The organism is Limosilactobacillus sp. WILCCON 0051 (genome assembly GCF_039955095.1).
GTDB classification, from domain to species: Bacteria; Bacillota; Bacilli; order Lactobacillales; family Lactobacillaceae; genus Limosilactobacillus; species Limosilactobacillus allomucosae.
The window spans coordinates 834,887-856,480 of the sequence record NZ_CP154878.1; the positions used below are offsets into that span (position 1 = coordinate 834,887).

The window sequence follows — 21,594 nt, forward strand, 5'->3', positions numbered from 1 at the left end:
TCGATGGCTGAAAAGAAATCAGCAGCTGCCAAGGAAGAAAAGGCGGCTCAAGCAGCTGAACAGACTGCGGCTGACCAAACGGCTAAGAATGCCGAAGAAGCCAAGGATGCCAAGTCAGCTGCCAAGGAAGATCCAACTGCCGCGCTCAAGCAGCAGATTGCCGATCTGAAAAAGCAGCTGGATGAAAAAGACGACCAGTATCTGCGGGCGCAAGCGGAAATTCAAAATATGAACAACCACTTTAAAAAAGAACGCGCGCAATTGATCAAGTATGATGGTCAAGGACTAGCTAAAGACATCCTGCCTGTTTTGGACAACTTGAAACGGGCCTTGGCAACTCAACTGGATGACAAGCAGGCCCAAGAGTTCAAGAAGGGCATTCAAATGGTTCACGACCACTTGGAAAAGGCGCTCAAGGACCATGGGATTGTTGAGATTCCAGCTGAGCCGGGCACGCCTTTTGATCCGACCAAGCATCAGGCGGTTCAAACCGCGCCAGCTTCGGATGATCAAAAAGCTGACACCATTGTTCAGGTTCTGCAGGCTGGCTATGAAATGAAGGATCGGGTGCTGCGTCCTTCAATGGTCGTTGTTGCACAATAACTTAGATAAACCAATATAAAAAGAGGGAAAACATTTATGGCAAGCAATAAGATTATCGGTATCGACCTTGGTACCACTAATTCCGCCGTTGCCGTTATGGAAGGTAACGAACCTAAGATTATTACCAACCCAGAAGGTGGCCGGACGACTCCTTCTGTCGTATCGTTCAAGAATGGCGAGGTTCAAGTCGGTGAAACGGCTAAGCGCCAAGCAATCACCAACCCAAACACCATTACTTCAATCAAGAGTCACATGGGCGAACCAGGCTACACGGTTGACGTTGATGGCAAGAAGTACACGCCACAAGAAATTTCGGCAATGATCCTGCAATACATCAAGAAGTACGCTGAAGACTACATTGGCGATACGGTAACTCAAGCCGTTATCACGGTTCCAGCCTACTTCAACGATGCTCAGCGTCAAGCTACCAAGGATGCCGGTAAGATTGCTGGTCTGGAAGTTAAGCGGATCATTAACGAACCAACTGCTTCCTCACTGGCATATGGTCTGGACAAGAAAGACAAAGACGAAAAGATCCTGGTTTATGACCTTGGTGGTGGTACGTTCGACGTTTCCATCCTTGAACTGGGCGATGGCGTCTTCCAAGTTCTCTCTACTTCTGGTGACACTCATCTGGGTGGTGACGACTTTGACCAAAAGATTATGGATTGGCTGATCGATGGCTTCAAGGCTGAACAAGGCATTGACCTGTCTCAAGACAAGATGGCTCTGCAACGGCTGAAGGATGCTGCTGAAAAGGCTAAGAAGGAACTTTCCAGCTCACAATCCGCTGAAATCAACCTGCCATTTATCGCGCAAAAAGACGGTCAGCCGGTACACCTGGACCAAACGCTGACGCGGGCTAAGTTCAACCAACTAACCAACGACCTGGTTGAAAAGACCAAGCAGCCAGTTATGAACGCTCTGCATGATGCTGGCTTGGACTTCAACGACATTGATGAAGTTATCTTAAACGGTGGCTCAACGCGGATTCCAGCCGTTCAAGAACTGGTTAAGGACTTGACTGGCAAGGAACCAAACCACTCCATCAACCCTGATGAAGCCGTTGCGCTGGGGGCTGCCATTCAAGGTGGGGTTCTGACTGGTGACGTTAAGGACGTTGTTTTGCTTGATGTTACGCCGCTTTCCCTTGGTATTGAAACCATGGGTGGGGTAATGACGAAGCTGATCGACCGCAACACGACGATCCCAACTTCTAAGAGTCAGATTTTCTCCACGGCCGCTGACAACCAACCAGCCGTTGATATCCATGTTCTGCAAGGTGAACGTCCAATGGCAGCCGACAACAAGACGCTTGGCAACTTCCAACTGACGGATATTCCACCTGCACCACGTGGCGTTCCTCAAATCAAGGTTACCTTTGACATCGACAAGAACGGGATCGTTAACGTTTCTGCCGAAGACCAAGGTACGCACAAGAAGCAAAACATTACGATCAAGTCCAACTCTGGTCTGTCTGATGAAGAAATCGAACGGATGCGCAAGGACGCTGAAGAACACGCTGAAGCCGACAAGAAGAAGAAAGAAGAAGTTGATCTGATGAATGAATCCGACCAGCTGATCTTCCAAACCGACAAGACCATTAAGGAACTTGACGGCAAGGTTTCTGAAGATGAGATCAAGAAGGCCAAGGACGCTCGCGATGCTCTGCAAAAGGCTAAGGATGCCAAGGACTTCGATGCGATGAAGACCAAGAAGGACGAATTAAACAAGATCGTTCAAGACTTGGCAGTCAAGCTCTACCAACAAGCTCAACAAGAAAACCAACAAAATGGTACTGACGGCAACAATGGCGGTGCTGACAACAATAACGGCAAGGGCGACGGCAAGACCGTTGATGGCGACTTTACTGAAGTCAACGATGACGACAACAAGTAGGCCAGTCAGCCGAAGCCGATTTAGATAAGCAAAAAGCCAAAGCCCCCCTAACGGACTTTGGCTTTTGCTTATTTATCGTGACTATGCTATAAAGTAAGAGAGAAAAATTGCGTTGCGAGGGATTTAAATGGCAGAGAAAAACTATTACGACATTTTAGGCGTCAAAAAGGATGCTTCAGACGCTGAAATCAATCGGGCCTATCGGAAGCTGGCGGCTAAGTATCATCCAGACGTCAACCATGAGCCGGGAGCCGAAGAAAAATTCAAAAAAATCAATGAAGCCTATGAAGTACTGCATGATCAGCAGAAACGGGCTCAATATGATCAGTTTGGCTCCGCTGGCCCTCAAGGCGGCTTTGGTGGCGGTCAAGGCTTCGGCGGCTTCGGTCAGGGCGGTTTCAGTCAAGGCGGCTTTGGCGATTTTGGCGATATCTTCAGCGATCTGTTTGGTGGCGGCCGTGCTCGTCGCGACCCCACGGCACCTCGCCAGGGACGCGATCTGCAGTACAACATGACGCTGGACTTTATGGATGCCATCTTTGGCAAGGAAACTACGATTAAGTACGATCGGGAAGCTGAATGCGACGTCTGCCACGGTTCAGGCGCCAAGCCGGGCAAGTCGCCTTCGACCTGTCATACCTGTGGCGGTTCCGGGGTTGTGATGCAGCGGCGGCAAACGATGATGGGAATGATGCAGTCTCAGACCGTCTGCCCAACCTGTCATGGTACCGGTAAGGAAATCAAGCCTGAAGATCAATGTGACAAGTGCCATGGCTCAGGTCATATTCAAGAAAAGCACAAGCTCAAGGTCAAGGTGCCAGCTGGGATTGATGATGGCCAGCAGATGCGTCTGCAGCACCAGGGCGAGGCAGGAACCAATGGCGGCCCATATGGTGATCTGTACATCGTCTTTACGGTAACGCCAAGCCGCGACTTTAAACGGGATGGCTCCACGATCTACGTTGATCAGGATATCTCGTTTGCACAAGCCGCATTGGGTGATAAGATCAAGGTCAAGACCGTACATGGCGATGTTGACTTAAAGATCCCGGCTGGTACGGAATCAGAAACCTCATTCCGGCTGCGCGGCAAAGGGGTACCGCACATCAATGGCAATGGCAACGGCGACGAGCATGTGACGGTTCACGTTAAGACGCCTAAGAATCTTAACAAGCGGCAAAAAGAAGCAATGCTGGCCTTTGCTGAAGCCAGTGGCGAACATGTTGCCGGCTACAAGGGCGGTTTCTTTGATAAGCTCAAGGATCGCTTTGAAGAAAAATAAGCCTAAAGATATAAAGAGCAAGACGCTGCGACACGCGGCGAATTGCTCTTTTTTCGATATTTGCACCGACCCAGTTTGAGTTGCCAACGGGATTTGATATACTGGTAGATAGACATTTAACGCAGAAAGTGAGCACAAAAAATCAATGAATCTTGAAGAAATGAAAGAACGCCAAAAGCACATTCGGAACTTTTCGATTGTCGCCCATATTGACCATGGGAAATCCACGCTGGCGGACCGGATCCTGGAAATGACGGATTCGATCTCTAAGCGGGAAATGAAGGCCCAGATCCTTGATGACATGCCATTGGAACGGGAGCGTGGCATTACCATCAAATTAAATGCCGTGGCGCTGACCTATCATGCCAAAGACGGTGAAGACTACATTTTCCATTTGATCGATACACCAGGGCACGTCGACTTTTCCTATGAGGTTTCACGCTCTTTGGCAGCCTGTGAAGGAGCTATTCTGGTTGTTGACGCGACGCAGGGGGTTGAAGCACAGACGCTGGCCAATGTTTATCTGGCATTGGACAACGACTTGGAGATCCTGCCAGTTATCAATAAAATCGATCTGCCTTCCGCTGACGTTGCGGGAACGAAAAAGCAGATCGAAGAAGAAATCGGTCTGGACTGCAGCGATGCCTGTGACGTCAGTGCTAAAACCGGTCTGGGCGTTGAAAAGGTGCTGGAAAAAATCGTTGCCGAAGTACCAGCGCCAACTGGTGATCTGACGGCTCCGCTAAAGGCACTGATTTTTGATTCCAAGTACGATGACTATCGCGGCGTGGTCTTGAGCGTCCGTGTCTTTGAAGGAACCGTCAAGAAGGGCGACCGCATCAAACTGATGAACTCTGGTACTGAATATGAAGTCGCTGAAGTCGGGATCAACTCGCCTAAGCCACTGGCCCGCGACTTTCTGATGGCTGGTGACGTTGGCTATATTACCGCGGCCATTAAAGACATTAAGGATACGCGAGTTGGTGATACGGTTACTGATGCCAAGCACCCAACTGACAAGCCATTAGCCGGCTATCGTCAAATGACGCCAATGGTTTACGCGGGGCTTTATCCAACCGACAACGCCAAGTTCAACGATCTGCGGGATGCCTTGGAAAAACTGCAGCTTAATGACGCGGCCTTGACGTTTGAGCCAGAATCCTCACAAGCATTGGGCTTTGGGTTCCGCTGCGGTTTCTTGGGACTTTTGCATATGGATGTCGTTCAAGAGCGTCTGGAACGAGAATTCAATCTGGACCTGATTACCACGGCGCCTTCCGTAACCTATCATGTCGATCTGCATGACGGCACGATGAAGGAAGTGGAAAACCCCGCTGAAATGCCAGATACTTCTTCTATCAAGGATATTAAAGAACCTTACGTTAAAGCGTCAATCATGGTGCCAAATGATTATGTCGGCCCAGTTATGGAGCTTTGCCAACGCAAGCGGGGCGAGTTTGACACGATGGAATATCTGAGCGAGACGCGGGTCAATGTGATCTATCATATTCCGTTGTCCGAAATCATCTTTGACTTCTTTGATAAGCTGAAGAGTTCCACGCATGGTTATGCGTCACTGGATTATGAGATTGATGACTATCGCGTCAGTGACCTGGTTAAGATCGACATCCTGCTTAACGGTGACAAGGTCGATGCCTTAAGCTTCATTGCGCACCGCGACTTTGCCGAAGAACGGGGACGCGAAATCACGACCAAGCTCAAGAAGATTATTCCGCGGCAAAACTTTGAAATTCCAATTCAAGCCGCCATTGGTTCCAAGATCATTGCACGGACCAATATCAAGGCTTACCGCAAGGACGTTACGGCACGGATTCATACTGGGGATCCTGATCGGCGGGCCAAGCTTTTGGACAAGCAGAAGCGCGGTAAGAAGCGGATGAAGGCAGTTGGGCGCGTTGAGGTCCCACAAGAAGCCTTCATGGCAGTTTTGAAGACCGATGAGGAAATCGACGAAAAGAAGAAGTAGCTATGACGGCATTTGTGTTTTAGGCGTGGCTAAAGCTAGACCAATTTTTGGGGCTTTTGCCAACGATAAAATTAAATGGGAAACCTGACTTTGCATGAATTCGATCAGACATGTATTTGATCGACATGGGAGTGATGGGTTTCCCATTTTTTCTAATAATTTACGAGCAGATCCATCTCTTCTTAATAAACGTGTGTTCGGTTTACGTGCAGAAATTAATACCAATCTTCTATGTTTATAAAAGGTTAGGGATTTTTTAGTTTTTTAGTTCAGCTAATGCAGCTTTATTTTCCCAGGAGATAACGTCAATGTCATAGGCCTGGGCAATTTTTGCCGCTTTTTCACTAATATTTTTTTGCTTTTCATTAAATATAACGACATAACGACTTTGCGCATACATATTAGGTAGATTGGCGGATTTTTTGATGTCGTTGTGTTTAAATGCATCAAGCATTATTTCGTTTGCAGAAATATTATTCTGAATATTAAAAAGGATTAGCGGTTTATCTTTACGTTTAGGTAAAGCGTACAAAAATTTATACTCTACGCCGCTTTGCCCTTTAACTGAGGTTGGCAAACCGCCAAAATTATTAGTATCAAAGTAATTTAAAACGTCCTCGGCAAAAAAGCTTTTAACATTTTCTTTTTGGGTGAATGAAATATCGTTAATTCGTAAGATGGCAGATGTCAATTGATATTTCATAATTGGAAATTCTTTGGGAGTGCCGACAATTGATAAAGTTTCATCTTCAATTATTTTGATATGGAATTGTTGGCACACTGAATCTATTAGACGTCTTCTGGTTGGGGTGAGCTTAATACCCATGAATTCCAGATTGGTGATAGTATAGCCGTCATCTGTCAGCATTATTTGCTTGTCGGATACTTCCTCGACATAAATAGTGATGTTATCGTTTATATCATCGACAAAAGGGGTAACTATTTCATCGCATTTTCCTAAATGATTAATCGTATATCCTTTTTTTAACCATTCAAAATAATTATCTAACAATTTAACGGTATTCATTTATTTCACCTTCTTTACTAAATCAATGGTTGTTCAATAGTGATATCACTGATTTCAAAGTTATTGTATTTAAGAAATTCCATAAGCGATGTAACAATCTCATCAGTACAATTATAATTCACCAAATTAGTTAGTGGAATTGCATGCTGCCCATTTTGATGCTGGTCATCAAAAATATGTACATGTGGTGTCACAACGCCTTCATGCGGTTTTCCGTTTAAGTCGATACGGATCATTTTTTCGCTTTTGTGATGAAACAACATGTAGCTAAGGCAATTAGTTCGCCGATGACCCTTTCTATTTTGGATAACTTTAAAGGTATTCGATGGTTCCAGCAATGCAAAACCATCATAATTAGCCTGTTGACCATTGGCTGCGCAAAGCAGGTGAGTAGATTTGGTCTTTTTGGGTAAATCATGTAGGGCTTTATATTCAGAGTTTTTCATAGTTTTCTTTCCTAATTACATATTTAATTTCTATAGTTAGAAAGGCAATTAAGCAGATTCAGTGGAAATGTTGAAAAGGTTGGTTAGTGAAGCCAAAGATTAAGTCAACGATTTTTTCTTCTTTGATAAACAGTTTATCACTAAAAAGATTATGGAATAGAAAAAAGCTTTTAATAGATCCTGGTTGCAATTCCGTGAGATGACATGGTGATAGGTATTAATGTGAATTATCATATTAGGCCCTTGATTAGTGATGTGCTTACTAGGAAAAAATAATTGTTTCTTAACAATAAATCTTTAGAAACTTAGCGCTGTCATTTGGATGATTTCAAAAAAATCGAAAAAATTTTTGAAAAAAGTGCTTAATAGCCGGGTAATGGTGGAAAATAGAAGATAGCAGTTAAGCTGCCTTTAATAAAGGGGGCTTATAGCTGATTAAAATGTTGTACAGGAGGAGTTAATTACGATGAGTAGTTCAAAGCAAGAATTGCGTAGATATCATCTTGGTTTGGATATTGGTACCAATTCAATCGGTTGGACCGCAATTGATGATCATTTTTCATTGCTGCGCGTTAAAGGTAAAAATGCAATCGGCGTCCGGACTTTTAAAGAGGGGGAAACGGCAGCAGATCGACGCGGTTTTCGAACGGCCCGGCGCCGCTTGAGTCGACGTCGCTGGCGCCTTCAGTTTTTGGATGAATTTTTTGCGCCATATTTAGCAGAAGTAGATCCTAATTTTTTGGCAAGACTTAAGCAATCTGATATCTCGGCAAAAGATCCTGCTAAAAATCAAGAATTTATGGGGAAATTGCTGTTTCCAGATCAAGAAGCCACAGTGAATGGAAATGGATATCCTACGCTGATTCAAATGCGCAAAGAAATGCCAGCTGAAAAGGCAGCAGATTTTCCAGTCTTTAACATTTACCAGTTGCGGTATGCACTGATGAATGAAAAGCGTAAGTTTGATCTACGTGAAATATATCTGGCTGTTCACCATATCGTTAAGTACCGCGGAAATTTTTTAAATAATACAAGTGTTGACAAGTTTAAAGCCGATCAAATTGATTTCAATAAATCGTTTGAGATGCTAAATGACTTATTCCGTCAAGTACAGCCAATCGCCCCATTTCAGATTGACTTGACCAAGGTAGACGAATTGGGAAAGCTTTTATTGGATACCAAGCAAAAGAAGCTTGATCGTCAAAAGGCTGCTGCCAAACTATTGCCATTGATTGAAGATGGGACTGATAAGGAGATCGTTAAAGCGCATCAGCAAACGGCTCGTGAAATCAGTAAATTAATCTTGGGATATAAGGCAAAGGTCGGCTTGATCCTGCAAAACAATCTTGACCAGACGCTGGATATGAGTACGGAAAACAGTGATGATCAGTTGATGCAGATTGCCGAAGAGCTGGATGATTACCAGATGGAGCTGATTAATCAACTGTCATTGTTGTATTCTCAGATCATGCTCAATGAAATCGTACCCAATGGCGAAACCGTTTCGGCATCGATGCTGAACCGTTACTACAAGCATCGCCGTCAGTTAAAAGAATTAAAGGCTTATGGTGCTGCTTGTGATAAAAAAACTCGTGAGCAGCTCGATCATCTTTATGCTGAATACATTGGCCAGATTCCTAAAGACAGCAAATTTGACTTTACCAAAGATTTGAAAAAGTTGATGGACAAGTCTGACCTGGGACAAAAGATTAAAGGCGAGATCGAGGCTGGCGACTACCTGCCGAAACAACGGACATCTGCAAACGGTGTAATTCCGCACCAAATGCATCAACAAGAGCTTGATCAAATAATTGAAAATCAAAAAGAATATTATCCTTGGCTGGCAGAACCAAATCCAGTTGAAAAGAATATCAAAAATGCCAAATACAAGCTCGATCAGTTAGTCAGCTTCCGTGTTCCATATTACGTTGGACCAATGATTACTTTGGCTGATCAACAAAAGACGTCCAAGGCCTCTTTTGCATGGGCAGTCAGAAAAAAAGCTGGCAAGATTACGCCATGGAATTTTGATGAAAAGATTGATCGTGAGAAATCGGCCAATAATTTTATCAAACGGATGACGAATAAGGACACTTATTTGTTAAGCGAGGACGTTTTGCCGGCATCAAGCCTGCTGTACCAAAAATTTACGGTCTTAAACGAACTGAATAATATTCGTGTGAACGGTCGTAAGCTGCAGCCATCCCTAAAGCAAGCCATCTATACGGATCTGTTTCAGAAACGTAAAACAGTTAATCTTAAGACTTTGACAAATTTCTTGACGGTTCACGAACCAACGTTGACTAAGCCGAAAATCGAAGGGCTGTCGAATGGCCGCAGCTTTAATTCAAGTCTTGGTACCTATATTGATATGTCTAAGATACTTGGAGACCGCGTTGATGATTTAAACTATCGCGATGATATTGAAAAGATTATTGAATGGTCAACAGTATTTGAGGATAGTGAGATTTACGGCGTCAAACTGCAAGAAATCCAATGGCTGACCAACGAGCAAAGAGAAAAATTGGTTCGGAAACGTTATCAGGGATGGGGGAGACTCTCCAAGAAACTGTTAACGGGTATCACTGATGAAAATGGTCAACGTATTATTGATCTAATGTGGGATACCAACAAAAACTTTATGCAGATTGTGCATCAACCAGTCTTTGAAGAACAAATTACTGAACTTAATCAGCAGCTGCTGCAAGACGCTGATAAGGCACCATTAGAAGTCGTTGATGATATTTTGGCTGACGCGTATACATCGCCTCAAAATAAAAAAGCAATTCGCCAGGTTGTCAAAGTCGTTGCTGATGTAGTCAAGGCGGTTGGCAATACCCCAGCATCGATTTCAATTGAGTTTGCTCGTAATGAGGATCGCAACAAGGAATTGAAGAACAGTCGGCGGCGCAGCATTGAAAAGCTTTATCATGAAACGGCCGAAAAACTGGTCAAGCAAACCAATCTGCTTGAAGAATTGGGAAACGTCAAGGATTTGAACGATCGCTATTATCTCTACTTTACCCAGGCTGGTCGTGATATGTATGATGGCACGCCAATCAATATCGATGAGATCAGCACGCATTACGAGATTGATCACATTTTGCCACAATCATTCTTGAAGGATAATTCTTTGGATAACCGGGTCTTGGTTAAGAAATCTGAAAACGCAGCTAAGTCGGATCGAGTACCGGCAAAGCTTTATGGAGCCAAAATGCGGGCCTTTTGGAAGCAGCTTAAAGAAAGCCAGCTGATCAGTAATCGCAAGTATCTTAATCTGACGACCGATCCAGAACAGGTTGACAAGTATCAGATGCAGGGATTTGTTCATCGTCAGTTGGTGGAGACGCGCCAAATCATCAAGTTGGCAGCCAATATTTTTGGTTCGCTTTACCCAGACAGTGCCGTGATCGAAACGCGGGCCGAGCTTACCAAGCAATTGCGTGAAAAGTTCAACCTTTATAAAGTACGTGACGTAAATGACTATCACCACGCTGTTGATGCTTATTTGACGGCGTTTGCTGGCCATTATCTGTATCAGCGCTATCCAAAACTGCGGCCGATGTTTGTCTATGGTGACTATGCCAAAATCTATGCCGATGATTTGAAACGGTTGCGCTCAGTCAATCTTTTTCATGACTTGGAAAAAGATCAATACAATAGTGGAACCGCGGTAAATCCGGAAACCAAGGAAAAAATCGTGGATGTCGACTGGCTGAGCGATTATGTATCCAAGATTCAGCATTTCAAATATATGCTGATTTCTAAAGCCGTCTATACTCAGCACGGACAACTCTATGGAGCAACGATTCTTCCAGCTGCGCAGATTGATAAGATCTCAGCACCAATTGGCATTAAGGACGATAAACCGGTCGATATCTATGGTGCTTATACCAATGAGGTTGCTGCTTATATGGCAATCGTTCGCGTTAACGGTAAAAAGCCTAAGTATAAGGTTGTCAGCGTACCGGTCAGAATGCTGCAGCGACTGAAGATGGCTGAACAAGAAGGTCATGAGCAGTATATGCAGACCTTGCACGATGTTTTATCGCGGAACTTCACTTCGTTTAAAAAGAACCGTAAAACCGGATTAAAGGAAGCTGTGGTAAAAGACTTTGACGTGCTGGTTCCTTGTGTTCGCTATAATCAGTTAGTCATTGACGGGGATACCAAATTTACGCTGGGGAGTGCTGCATATCAGCATAATGCCAAGCAGCTGGTCTTAAGCGATCATTCATTAGAAACGTTAGCTAATAATTTTGAATACGTCAGAAAACATCCTGATGAAGCTGATGAACGGATGACGATGCTTTATGATGATATTCTTGGCCAGGTCAACCAATACTTTACGCTGTATGATAAAAATAAATTCCGTGAAAAACTAAATGCTGGTCGAGATAAATATCTGAAGCTGCCAACCTTTTCACAGTTTGAAAACAACAAGAAGACGGCAATTGGCAAATCCGAGGCTATAATCAACATATTGAGCGGTTTGCATGCCAATGCGGCTAAAACAGATTTGAAGTGTCTGGGAATGTCGACTCCATTTGGGCAATTACAGTCACAATCTGGTATTGAATTATCAGAAAATGCAAAATTAGTATATCAATCACCAACGGGCTTGTTTAGCAGAGAAGTTTTGTTGAAAGATCTGTAGCAAAAAGAAAAGGAATGGCTCATCGATGGTGAACCATTCCTTTTTAATATGTATCGCCCATTAATAAATGGGTCAGAAGAAATAACTTTGCAAAATGCATTGTTTGACTTTAACTCTGGATGTTAAATCAATGATGTTATTCCTGTTGGGAGCTACCCAACAAATATAGTATAACCTTAAATTTTTAAATTAGCAAGGAGGAGTATTTATGGGATGGCGGTCGGTCATTGTAACTCAGCATGCAAAAATGTCCTATTCAGCTGGCCTAATGGTGGTGCAAACGATGGATGGCACCAGTGAAATACCACTTGATGATATGGTGCTGCTGATGGTAAGTACGACACAGGCAGTGATTACTTCGGCTTTAATCAGTGCCTTGGTAAAGAACAATGTTAAGGTGATATTTGTTGATCATGCTCATCAGCCAATTGGCGAGGTGAATGGTTATCAATCCGCGAATCGTGACTGCAAGGTGTTGGAAAATCAGTTTAATTGGCAGCAGCAGCGCAAGGATGTCTTATGGACGAAGATTGTGGCTGCCAAGATCAACAATCAGATTTCGGTTTTAAAATGTTTTCATAAGAATGTTGAGTGCCTGCAAAATGAACTGGATCAACTAGAGGTTGGTGATGAGACCAATCGCGAGGCCGTCGTTGCCAGAAAGTATTTTCCGTTACTTTATGATGATGACTTTTCAAGGCACAATGGCAGTGCGATCAATGCCGCGTTAGATTATGGCTATTCGATTTTATTGTCTGAAACCAATCGCATAATTGCTGGCAATGGTTATTTGACGGAACTGGGGATCCATCATCGTAATCAAGCCAATCATTTTAATTTAGGCTCTGACCTGATGGAACCCTTTCGACCAATCATTGATTACTGGGTTGCTGGGCAAAAGTTTCGTGAGCTGACGCCAGAAGTAAAAATCGGTTTGATTGATTGCATGAATATCGAGATTCTTTTTAACGGTAAAAAAGAAATTTTACGCAATGCGATTTCTCGGTATGTAACTGACTGTCTAAATTACTTAAGTGGTGACAAAGATGAAACGAGAATCGAGGTGGAATTTACAAGTGAGGTACCGAATGATGCGCTTAATGGTAATGTTTGACCTGCCAGTAGAAACCAGTAAACAGCGGCGGGAATACCGAAAATTCCATAAGAGGCTGATTCAAGAAGGCTTTTTAATGATTCAATATTCGGTTTATGCGCGAGTATGCGTTAGTCGGCAGTCAGCTAATTTCATGGAGCAGCGAATCAAAGCCTTTCTGCCTGACGAGGGATTAGTTCAGACATTTATGATGACGGAAAAGCAGTATAATGACATGCATTTTTTGCGGGGCAAGAAAGTACAGGATGTTAGAAATACCTCGAAAAGGACGATTGTATTATGAACTTGATATATGCAGCTCATCAGCCAATGGAACTTGAAAATGGTCGTGTAACCGTATTGATGACCAATAACCAGAACGTTTATTTTGAAATGGCACAAGCACTGGCAGGAAAGAATGATTTGCTTCGTTTAATTGCTGATGATTTTTCGGAGCTGAATCTGTCGACAGCTTTATGTTGGGATGCAGATCTGTCTTCAGCGCCTGATTTAATGGATAAGTATGGCTCAGCTTTGATTAAAAAAATCAGCAATGAATTGACGGTTGATCAAAGACAGCAATTGCTTACTAAGCAGCAAGAATTGTTGACAGCCATTCAAGATACGCTGTTTTCAGTTGATTTACCCTTGGAAGTCAGCCTTGATGACGGCTTTCAAAGATTATACAAATATGCCCGCCCACATTTGATCAGCGGTGCAAATGCGACACCATATGATATAATAAAAAATGATTTAAATATTCATTTAGAGTTGAATGACTGTTGCGTTCTGGCAATGAAGAACATCGCTAATTTTTTGTTGCCAGAACAATTTAAGGCTTTTCTTCAGTTGGTTGAAGAAAGTGGTCTCGCAGTCTTTCTATTGGAATTCTCAGAAAAGCAACAGCGTGCGTATTATCAAAACGCCTATGTTTATTGGATTGATGAAGATTTCGTTGATTGGCATCTCTAAATCGTTAGTTTTTGATTAGAAAACAACGGCTTTAGATGGATGTTAGATCAATGATGTAATTCGCACACTGCCGAAGTGTGGATGACCAATGGCGGCTTTAGATGGATGTTAGATCAATGATGTAATTCGCAATCCGGGGTTTGTTACAGCACTTCGCTTTGCTTTAGATGGATGTTAGATCAATGATGTAATTCGCTGTAGCTCGGTGGTGCTATGATCAAATCCGGCTTTAGATGGATGTTAGATCAATGATGTAATTCGCCACTCGCCAGGATTCTGGAAAGTCTGCGCCGCTTTAGATGGATGTTAGATCAATGATGTAATTCGCTCAGTTTGTCGCACAGCTGATACGCGCGGTGCTTTAGATGGATGTTAGATCAATGATGTAATTCGCAACCTTTTGACTGAACCAGACTGCATGACAGGCTTTAGATGGATGTTAGATCAATGATGTAATTCGCACTGTGAGTAGAGAATCGCTCGTAGTGAATGCTTTAGATGGATGTTAGATCAATGATGTAATTCGCTAAGCGCTCACGATAACTCGCCACCCGATAGCTTTAGATGGATGTTAGATCAATGATGTAATTCGCTATGGTGCGGGCCTTTCTTCATCAGCTTCCGCTTTAGATGGATGTTAGATCAATGATGTAATTCGCTTACTGTCCAGGAAGTGTCCCACACTGTCCGCTTTAGATGGATGTTAGATCAATGATGTAATTCGCAACGGATCCTTCCATAAAAATCTCCTCCTAGCTTTAGATGGATGTTAGATCAATGATGTAATTCGCGCGAAATTAAGGCTGAAATCGAATCTAAGTGCTTTAGATGGATGTTAGATCAATGATGTAATTCGCTGTAAACTTCTATATTATCATCACGCCATAGCTTTAGATGGATGTTAGATCAATGATGTAATTCGCATGGGGATGTGCACTACACTGTTATGACCCGCTTTAGATGGATGTTAGATCAATGATGTAATTCGCGCATGTGGTGCGATTACCCAACCGCCGTTTGCTTTAGATGGATGTTAGATCAATGATGTAATTCGCGCAAAAGCTTTGGTTTGTTGATCAGGCTAAGCTTTAGATGGATGTTAGATCAATGATGTAATTCGCTGCGTACTGGCTTGCCGGTCATGATGTTGTGCTTTAGATGGATGTTAGATCAATGATGTAATTCGCCTTAATGCACGATATGGGGGCATAAGAAGTGCTTTAGATGGATGTTAGATCAATGATGTAATTCGCCGACTGACTCTGCCGAGGGCATTCCTTTTTGCTTTAGATGGATGTTAGATCAATGATGTAATTCGCTGGCAGTGTACACCCGTGTACGTATCTCGTGCTTTAGATGGATGTTAGATCAATGATGTAATTCGCTACAACGTGCGTGTTACTAGCGCAGTGGCCGCTTTAGATGGATGTTAGATCAATGATGTAATTCGCCAGTATCATCTGGTAGTTGATGATCGGTGCGCTTTAGATGGATGTTAGATCAATGATGTAATTCGCCGATGCGTATCTGCGTGATAGATGTAGTCGGCTTTAGATGGATGTTAGATCAATGATGTAATTCGCTCAAGATCCTGGTAAACGTCAACCTATTTAGCTTTAGATGGATGTTAGATCAATGATGTAATTCGCTCCGCAATGCCAAGACTGGCGAAGCTTACGGCTTTAGATGGATGTTAGATCAATGATGTAATTCGCAAAAATTAATGAAAGACGCAACGCCGCAAGGCTTTAGATGGATGTTAGATCAATGATGTAATTCGCCATCGCGACCGGTCATGACAAATGCATCTAGCTTTAGATGGATGTTAGATCAATGATGTAATTCGCCTACAACCGCGTCGGCAAGCTGTATCAGCTGCTTTAGATGGATGTTAGATCAATGATGTAATTCGCTTAACCCCATCAGCCCAGAGATCATACTCGGCTTTAGATGGATGTTAGATCAATGATGTAATTCGCATCAAGCTGCAGTCATAGCCGGTGGGACAGGCTTTAGATGGATGTTAGATCAATGATGTAATTCGCCCAGAATTATTTCTATTTTTTGTCTTGTATTGCTTTAGATGGATGTTAGATCAATGATGTAATTCGCTCGGTTGGTGCTCAACGGCACACCGATCTCGCTTTAGATGGATGTTAGATCAATGATGTAATTCGCCACGATTAAGGGCAAGCTTGATCAGGCCGGGCTTTAGATGGATGTTAGATCAATGATGTAATTCGCCATTGACCCACAACGAGATTCTGACACCAAGCTTTAGATGGATGTTAGATCAATGATGTAATTCGCTGGCCAGGTCGCGCGAGTTCCACCGGCTTAGCTTTAGATGGATGTTAGATCAATGATGTAATTCGCACTGGTGTGGCCAAGGCGTTTACTGATTGCGCTTTAGATGGATGTTAGATCAATGATGTAATTCGCCTAACGCCAACTCAGCCAGTCCTTTTGCCCGCTTTAGATGGATGTTAGATCAATGATGTAATTCGCAATCATCAAACCTTGATTTTAAGGCATTTAGCTTTAGATGGATGTTAGATCAATGATGTAATTCGCAACCTAAAACTAAATCAATTAGCGAATGGCGCTTTAGATGGATGTTAGATCAATGATGTAATTCGCCAGACAATACCTAATTGATTGAGATAATCTGCTTTAGATGGATGTTAGATCAATGATGTAATTCGCACTAACAGAAAGGAGGTAAACTATGGCGGAGCTTTAGATGGATGTTAGATCAATGATGTAATTCGCTACCAAGCCAAGAATCGCGGTTGGGCCTAAGCTTTAGATGGATGTTAGATCAATGATGTAATTCGCAGCACAAAATGCGATAAATGCAGTTACGAGGCTTTAGATGGATGTTAGATCAATGATGTAATTCGCAATGACATTTAAGCTGCGGCCGTATCAGTCGCTTTAGATGGATGTTAGATCAATGATGTAATTCGCATGATCTAAAAGAGTTGCAGGCGATGATACGCTTTAGATGGATATTGAATCAATGATGTAACAAGTCGGTTGCGATTGGCAGCCGGCTTTTCCTTTGCTAGTGTTTGCGTCAAAATTATGCAGAGAAGTATGCATAAAACGTTTATAAAATAGTGAGCAAGCATTGCAATGTTTGTGATAAATAGTCGATTAAGTTTAAAATGTATTTTTAATTTAAAATAAAATACGATAACTATTATTGAATCGTGACATCATCTTATTATTTGATAATAACTGTTTTAAAAATGTTAAAAACCAACATTAAATTTAACTTTTATCAAAGAAAAAATAAAAATATTGATTGATATAAACGCTGATATCAAGGGACTTGTTATTCATTGTGAAAAACGTTCATTAAAATCTACTTGTAATTATGCATAAAAGCGCTATCATAACCTATGAGGGCTGAAGTAGAGAGTGGCCTGAGATAAAACGTCAATTGAGACCGGCTGTTAAGTACAGGCGGGATGATTTTTAAAGGATGGAAGGAAGATTAAGATGGCAAAAATGATCAGTGGCTCCGATGCAGTTTTAAAAGTAATTCGGCAATGGGGCGTTAAGCACATCTACGGTTATCCTGGTGGTTCTTTTGACTCCACGATGAACGCAATCTACAACCAACGTAAAGAATTGGAATTCATCCAGGTGCGGCATGAAGAGGCGGGGGCTTTGGCAGCAACCGCTGATGCCAAATTAACGGGTAAGATCGGGGTCTGCTTTGGTTCTGCCGGCCCGGGTGCCATTCACCTGCTCAATGGGCTGTACGATGCCAAGCATGACCATGTTCCGGTTTTGGCAATCATTGCTCAGGTTCCTTCAACGCGTATGAATCTGGACTTTTTCCAAGCAATGGATGAGGAACCGGCATTTGAAGACGTTTCGGTTTGGAACAAGACGGCCATGACGGCGGAAAGTCTGCCCCGCATGATTGATGAAGCGATTCGGCAGGCCTACAAGCATCATGGTCCAGCTACGGTTACGATTCCAAAAGACTTTGGCTGGGCCAAGATTCCTGACACCTTTGTTCCTAACGTTGCCAACCACGTTAAAGCACACTATGTCGTTGACCAGGATCTGTTGGCTAAGGCCGGCAAGCTGATCAAGGATGCCAAGGCGCCAATGATCTACTTTGGGATTGGGGCTAAGGATGCCGCTGCGGAATTAAAGCGCGTATCTGAAAAGTACAAGATGCCGCTGGTTTCCTCAGTTTTGGCCAAGGGAATTTTGGATGAAAAGTATCCCGCCTATTTGGGCTCAGCTGGTCGGGTTGCGCCTAAACCTGGTGCCGAGATTGGTTTTAGTACTGATTTGATCGTTTGGGTTGGTACCGACGTTCCGTTCAGTATCTTTCTGTTTAATCCGGATGCCAAGGTTATTCAAATTGATACTGATCCAGAAAAGATGGGCAAGCGTCATCACATCGACGTGCCGCTGCTGTGTGATGCTAAAACGGCTTTGGCAGCGCTGGCCGACGTTGCAGATGAAAAAGCACCATCTGCCTTTTATGATGCGGCACTGGCCGACAAGCAGAACTGGCTGGACTGGCAAAACAGCTTTAATGACAGCGAAGAGATGCCAGTTCGTCCAGAGCCAATCTTTGACGTGATCAATCAAATGGCTTCCAGCAAGGCCGTCTTTGGAGTTGATGTCGGCAACGTCAACATCAACTTTGAGCGGCTGCTGATGATTCACGACGATCAAAAGTGGTGTACTTCCGGTCAGTACGCAACGATGGGCTATGGTCTGCCGGCTGCGATCTCAGCTAAGGTCAACTATCCTGATCGTGATGTCTACAGTCTTTCTGGTGATGGCGGCTTTGCGATGCTGATGGAAGAAATCCTGACCCAAGTTAAGTACCACATGCACATCATCAACGTGGTCTTCAGCAATGAATGCCTGGGCTACATTGTGGCAGAACAGCTTGATGACTCGCACCAGCCACTGTCAGGCGTTGATCTGCCAGAAACCGACTGGGCAACCGTTGCCAAAGGGATGGGGGCTATGGCCTTTACGGTTCGCACCAAGGCTGAATTCAAAGCGGCCATGGTTGAGGCTCAGCAGACGGATCTGCCTGTAGTAATTGACGTTAAGCTCACTCATGAGATGCCGCTTTCGACCAACCACATGTTCTTAGACAAGGAGACCCAGGATCCAAAACTGGTTGACGAATACGTTGAAAAGTACCAGGCCCAAGCCTTGAAGCCATTCAGCTACTTCTTAAAGGCCGCTAAGGAAGCACATGGCGAAGAAATTGACGCCTTCTCAGGAGCTTCAGCGGCCAGCGTGGAAGATGAAGCCGACAATCAGCCGCTTGCCGACACCACGACCGGCGCATCAGAGGACGCTCCCGAACCAGCCGACACTGATGCTACCAGCGGGGCTTCTCAGCACTAAGGCATTAAGCCAAGATACCAATTTTTAAGCTCGCCACTGTGCGGGCTTTTTTATGTTTTGCGCACAAAAAAAGCCGCTGGATAACCAGCAGCTTTTCTTGGATTAATACCAGAACGGATTAGTTTTCGCCCATCAGCTTAGCCATACCGTTTTCGGCAACTTCTTGCAGGGTCTTGGCAGAGTCAGCCATAGCCTTGGATTCGCGTTCGTTCAGAGGAACTTCCAGAACTTGAGCGACACCAGAAGCATTAACAACGGCTGGCGTACCAATGTAGATACCCTTCAGACCGTATTCGCCATCAACAGGGGCACCAACTGGCAGAACGGCATTTTCGTCACGCAGGATGGCGCGGGAAATCCGAGTCAGGGCTGTAGCAACACCGTAGTAGGTAGCGCCTTTACGGTTGATGATTTCGTAAGCCTTGTTACGAACGTCATCTTCAATCTTCAGCAGTTCTTCGTCAGAAACGCCCTTTTCCTTGGCCAGGTCCAGCAGTGGCTTGCCGCCGATCGTAGCAGATGAGAAGGCAGCAAATTCAGAGTCACCGTGTTCAGCCATGATGTTGGCAGAAACGTCAACTGGGCTAACGTCGAACTTCTTAGCCAGAGCAACCCGCAGACGAGCGGAGTCCAGAGAAGTACCGGAACCAACGACCTTGTTGCGTGGGAAGCCGGACAGCTTTTGAACGGCGTAGGTCAGGATGTCAACTGGGTTAGCGGCAACCAGGAAGATACCGTTGAAGCCAGATTTAACGATTGGTTCAACAACGGACTTGATGATCTTCAGGTTCTTGTCAACCAGTTGCAGACGAGTTTCACCTGGCTTTTGTGGAGCACCGGCAGTGATAACTACCAGGTCGGCATCCTTGCAGGTGTCGTAGTCAGCAGAGTAGATAGCCTTTGGAGCCGTGAATGGGGTAGCGTCTTCAAGGTCAAGAGCGTCACCTTCCGTACGCTTCTTGATGATGTCAACGATCGCGAATTCTTCAGCCAGGCCTTGTTGTGCCATCGCAAATGCGTAGCTTGAACCTACCGCGCCGTCACCGACGAGGACAACTTTTTGATGATTCTTAGACATAAGTAAAGTCTCCCTTAAAGTAGTATTGCATATTGCAAGACTCATTATAGCATTCTGATTTGAAATTTGTTAATAATGCGTAAATAAAGCCAGGCAAATGATAAAAAAGTTGTGTTTTTGATCATTTTATGACTGATTTCAGCTAAAATTGCGTTAGCCGCGTAAAACGCCCCAGCCGATAATGCCGCCGATCAGCAAAATAGCTGGCAGAATCAGCGTTTTGACAAAGAAAGCGGCGACGGCAATGATGGCGATCCAAAACAGCAGATGCAATGAAAGCTTGAACAGTTTCCAAAGCAGCCACAGACCGACCAGCGTTAACAGCAGTTCCATCGTGTTTTCCTCCATTAATAATTGATGATGACTGATTTTACCATCTCAGCGGCGGCAAAAGCACCAAAAAGGCTTGGTATTTATGCTTTCTTAATCTAATCTGATGAATAAGATAGGGTGATAGCAGTTGACAAGCAGCGGCTGCTGGAAACGCAGATTTGATGATCCACCCCGTGCAAACCAGATCAACAAAGGAATTTCGAAACGAAAACTATTCATGACGCTGCTTGAGAATTTCCGAGATTTCGATCATTTAAAAATCTAAAAAATGTTCTGTCATTATTTTCAAACTTGTGATAAACTTTTACTTTAATTGTTTGAATTTGTCAGGCTTGAAGCGTTCAATTTTAAGTCAGATATGCTAAAATGGTTAGTACTAACTAAGGAAAATGTTTCCAATCTATTGTAGGGGAGGGATTGCCATCTTAAATCGAACTAAAAAATTCATGCGCGACAATGATCTGGATTACAAACGTGAATATATTCGACCGATGATGACACCGGAACACGTTTATATTTTCCGTTTTGGGCGGCACAAGCTCAATAACCGAGTGATCGTTCGCTACTCCCATACATGGACGGGGCGCTTAAAGATCAATGAGATTGATGTTCGGCTGCATCATCAGCATCATCCGCGAATCTTTAAGACGGAAACGGATCTGATCTTGTATCTGCAGCAGCACATGGAAAAAGAAGAGCAGAAAAAGATTGCCAAGCAGGCAGTCAAGCATGACGATCCGCAAAATCAATAAGCACAACTGAAGCGTCCTTGCCTTTTAGGGGCGCTTTTTTGCCATAAAAAGGAGGAAAAAAG

14 protein-coding genes and 1 CRISPR repeat array are annotated in these 21,594 nt (G+C 43.8%); of the genes, 10 read left to right on the forward strand and 4 right to left on the reverse strand.

The genetic code is table 11. The features are described 5' to 3' along the window. Positions 1-3 precede the first annotated feature (3 nt). The 4 genes from grpE (at position 4) to lepA (ending at position 5,771) form a co-directional block, all read left to right on the forward strand. A complete protein-coding gene (grpE, locus tag ABC765_RS04055) occupies positions 4-603 on the forward strand; it encodes a nucleotide exchange factor GrpE (protein ID WP_347963452.1) in 600 nt (199 codons plus the stop codon). Between the two features lie 36 nt (positions 604-639). Continuing rightward, on the forward strand, positions 640-2,502 hold the full coding sequence (gene dnaK, locus ABC765_RS04060; RefSeq protein WP_180305206.1) for a molecular chaperone DnaK: 1,863 nt from the start codon (positions 640-642) through the stop codon (positions 2,500-2,502). A gap of 127 nt (positions 2,503-2,629) precedes the next feature. Next, positions 2,630-3,784: a molecular chaperone DnaJ gene (gene dnaJ / locus ABC765_RS04065; RefSeq protein ID WP_347980782.1), complete on the forward strand. Its 1,155-nt coding sequence runs from the start codon at positions 2,630-2,632 to the stop codon at positions 3,782-3,784. A gap of 145 nt (positions 3,785-3,929) precedes the next feature. Beyond that, entirely contained in the window at positions 3,930-5,771 is a 1,842-nt protein-coding gene (gene lepA, locus ABC765_RS04070; RefSeq protein ID WP_006499796.1) for a translation elongation factor 4, read from the forward strand. 256 nt (positions 5,772-6,027) lie between these two features. Here lepA and ABC765_RS04075 read toward each other — a convergent pair whose 3' ends face one another. After that, positions 6,028-6,798: a DUF1828 domain-containing protein gene (locus tag ABC765_RS04075; RefSeq protein ID WP_347963456.1), complete on the reverse strand. Its 771-nt coding sequence runs from the start codon at positions 6,796-6,798 to the stop codon at positions 6,028-6,030. Positions 6,799-6,815: 17 nt separating this feature from the next. After that, positions 6,816-7,244 carry a DUF6978 family protein gene (locus ABC765_RS04080; protein WP_347980783.1) on the reverse strand — a complete coding sequence of 143 codons (429 nt, stop codon included), beginning with the start codon at positions 7,242-7,244 and terminating at the stop codon, positions 6,816-6,818. Positions 7,245-7,710: 466 nt separating this feature from the next. Between ABC765_RS04080 and cas9 the strand changes: the two genes are divergently transcribed. From cas9 to spxB, 5 genes are all read left to right on the forward strand, one after another. After that, the gene (gene cas9, locus ABC765_RS04085; RefSeq protein WP_347980784.1) at positions 7,711-11,901 is read left to right on the forward strand and encodes a type II CRISPR RNA-guided endonuclease Cas9; all 4,191 of its coding nucleotides are present in this window, start codon (positions 7,711-7,713) and stop codon (positions 11,899-11,901) included. 208 nt (positions 11,902-12,109) lie between these two features. Then, on the forward strand, positions 12,110-13,015 hold the full coding sequence (cas1, locus tag ABC765_RS04090) for a type II CRISPR-associated endonuclease Cas1 (protein WP_347980785.1): 906 nt from the start codon (positions 12,110-12,112) through the stop codon (positions 13,013-13,015). Beyond that, the gene (cas2, locus tag ABC765_RS04095; RefSeq protein ID WP_128512894.1) at positions 12,993-13,298 is read left to right on the forward strand and encodes a CRISPR-associated endonuclease Cas2; all 306 of its coding nucleotides are present in this window, start codon (positions 12,993-12,995) and stop codon (positions 13,296-13,298) included. The genes cas1 and cas2 overlap by 23 nt, the downstream gene beginning before the upstream one ends. After that, positions 13,295-13,966, forward strand: coding sequence for a type II-A CRISPR-associated protein Csn2 (csn2, locus tag ABC765_RS04100; protein ID WP_347980786.1), 672 nt, complete (start codon positions 13,295-13,297; stop codon positions 13,964-13,966). Before cas2 ends, csn2 begins: the two co-directional genes overlap by 4 nt. Before the next feature lie 28 nt (positions 13,967-13,994). After that, a CRISPR array of direct repeats spans positions 13,995-17,002; the repeat unit is 36 nt; unit sequence GCTTTAGATGGATGTTAGATCAATGATGTAATTCGC. Between the two features lie 471 nt (positions 17,003-17,473). Continuing rightward, a complete protein-coding gene (gene spxB / locus ABC765_RS04105; RefSeq protein WP_006499803.1) occupies positions 17,474-19,369 on the forward strand; it encodes a pyruvate oxidase in 1,896 nt (631 codons plus the stop codon). A gap of 118 nt (positions 19,370-19,487) precedes the next feature. Here the strand turns inward: spxB and ABC765_RS04110 are convergent, their stop codons facing one another. Both ABC765_RS04110 and ABC765_RS04115 read right to left on the reverse strand, forming a co-directional pair. Further along, positions 19,488-20,447, reverse strand: coding sequence for an L-lactate dehydrogenase (locus tag ABC765_RS04110; RefSeq protein WP_033935623.1), 960 nt, complete (start codon positions 20,445-20,447; stop codon positions 19,488-19,490). Positions 20,448-20,600: 153 nt separating this feature from the next. Beyond that, entirely contained in the window at positions 20,601-20,780 is a 180-nt protein-coding gene (locus ABC765_RS04115; RefSeq protein WP_034540933.1) for a hypothetical protein, read from the reverse strand. Between the two features lie 446 nt (positions 20,781-21,226). On the opposite strand from ABC765_RS04115, the gene ABC765_RS04120 reads away from it, so the two are divergent. Continuing rightward, complete coding sequence (locus tag ABC765_RS04120) at positions 21,227-21,532, forward strand: hypothetical protein (protein WP_006499807.1); 306 nt, start codon at positions 21,227-21,229, stop codon at positions 21,530-21,532. Positions 21,533-21,594 lie beyond the last annotated feature (62 nt).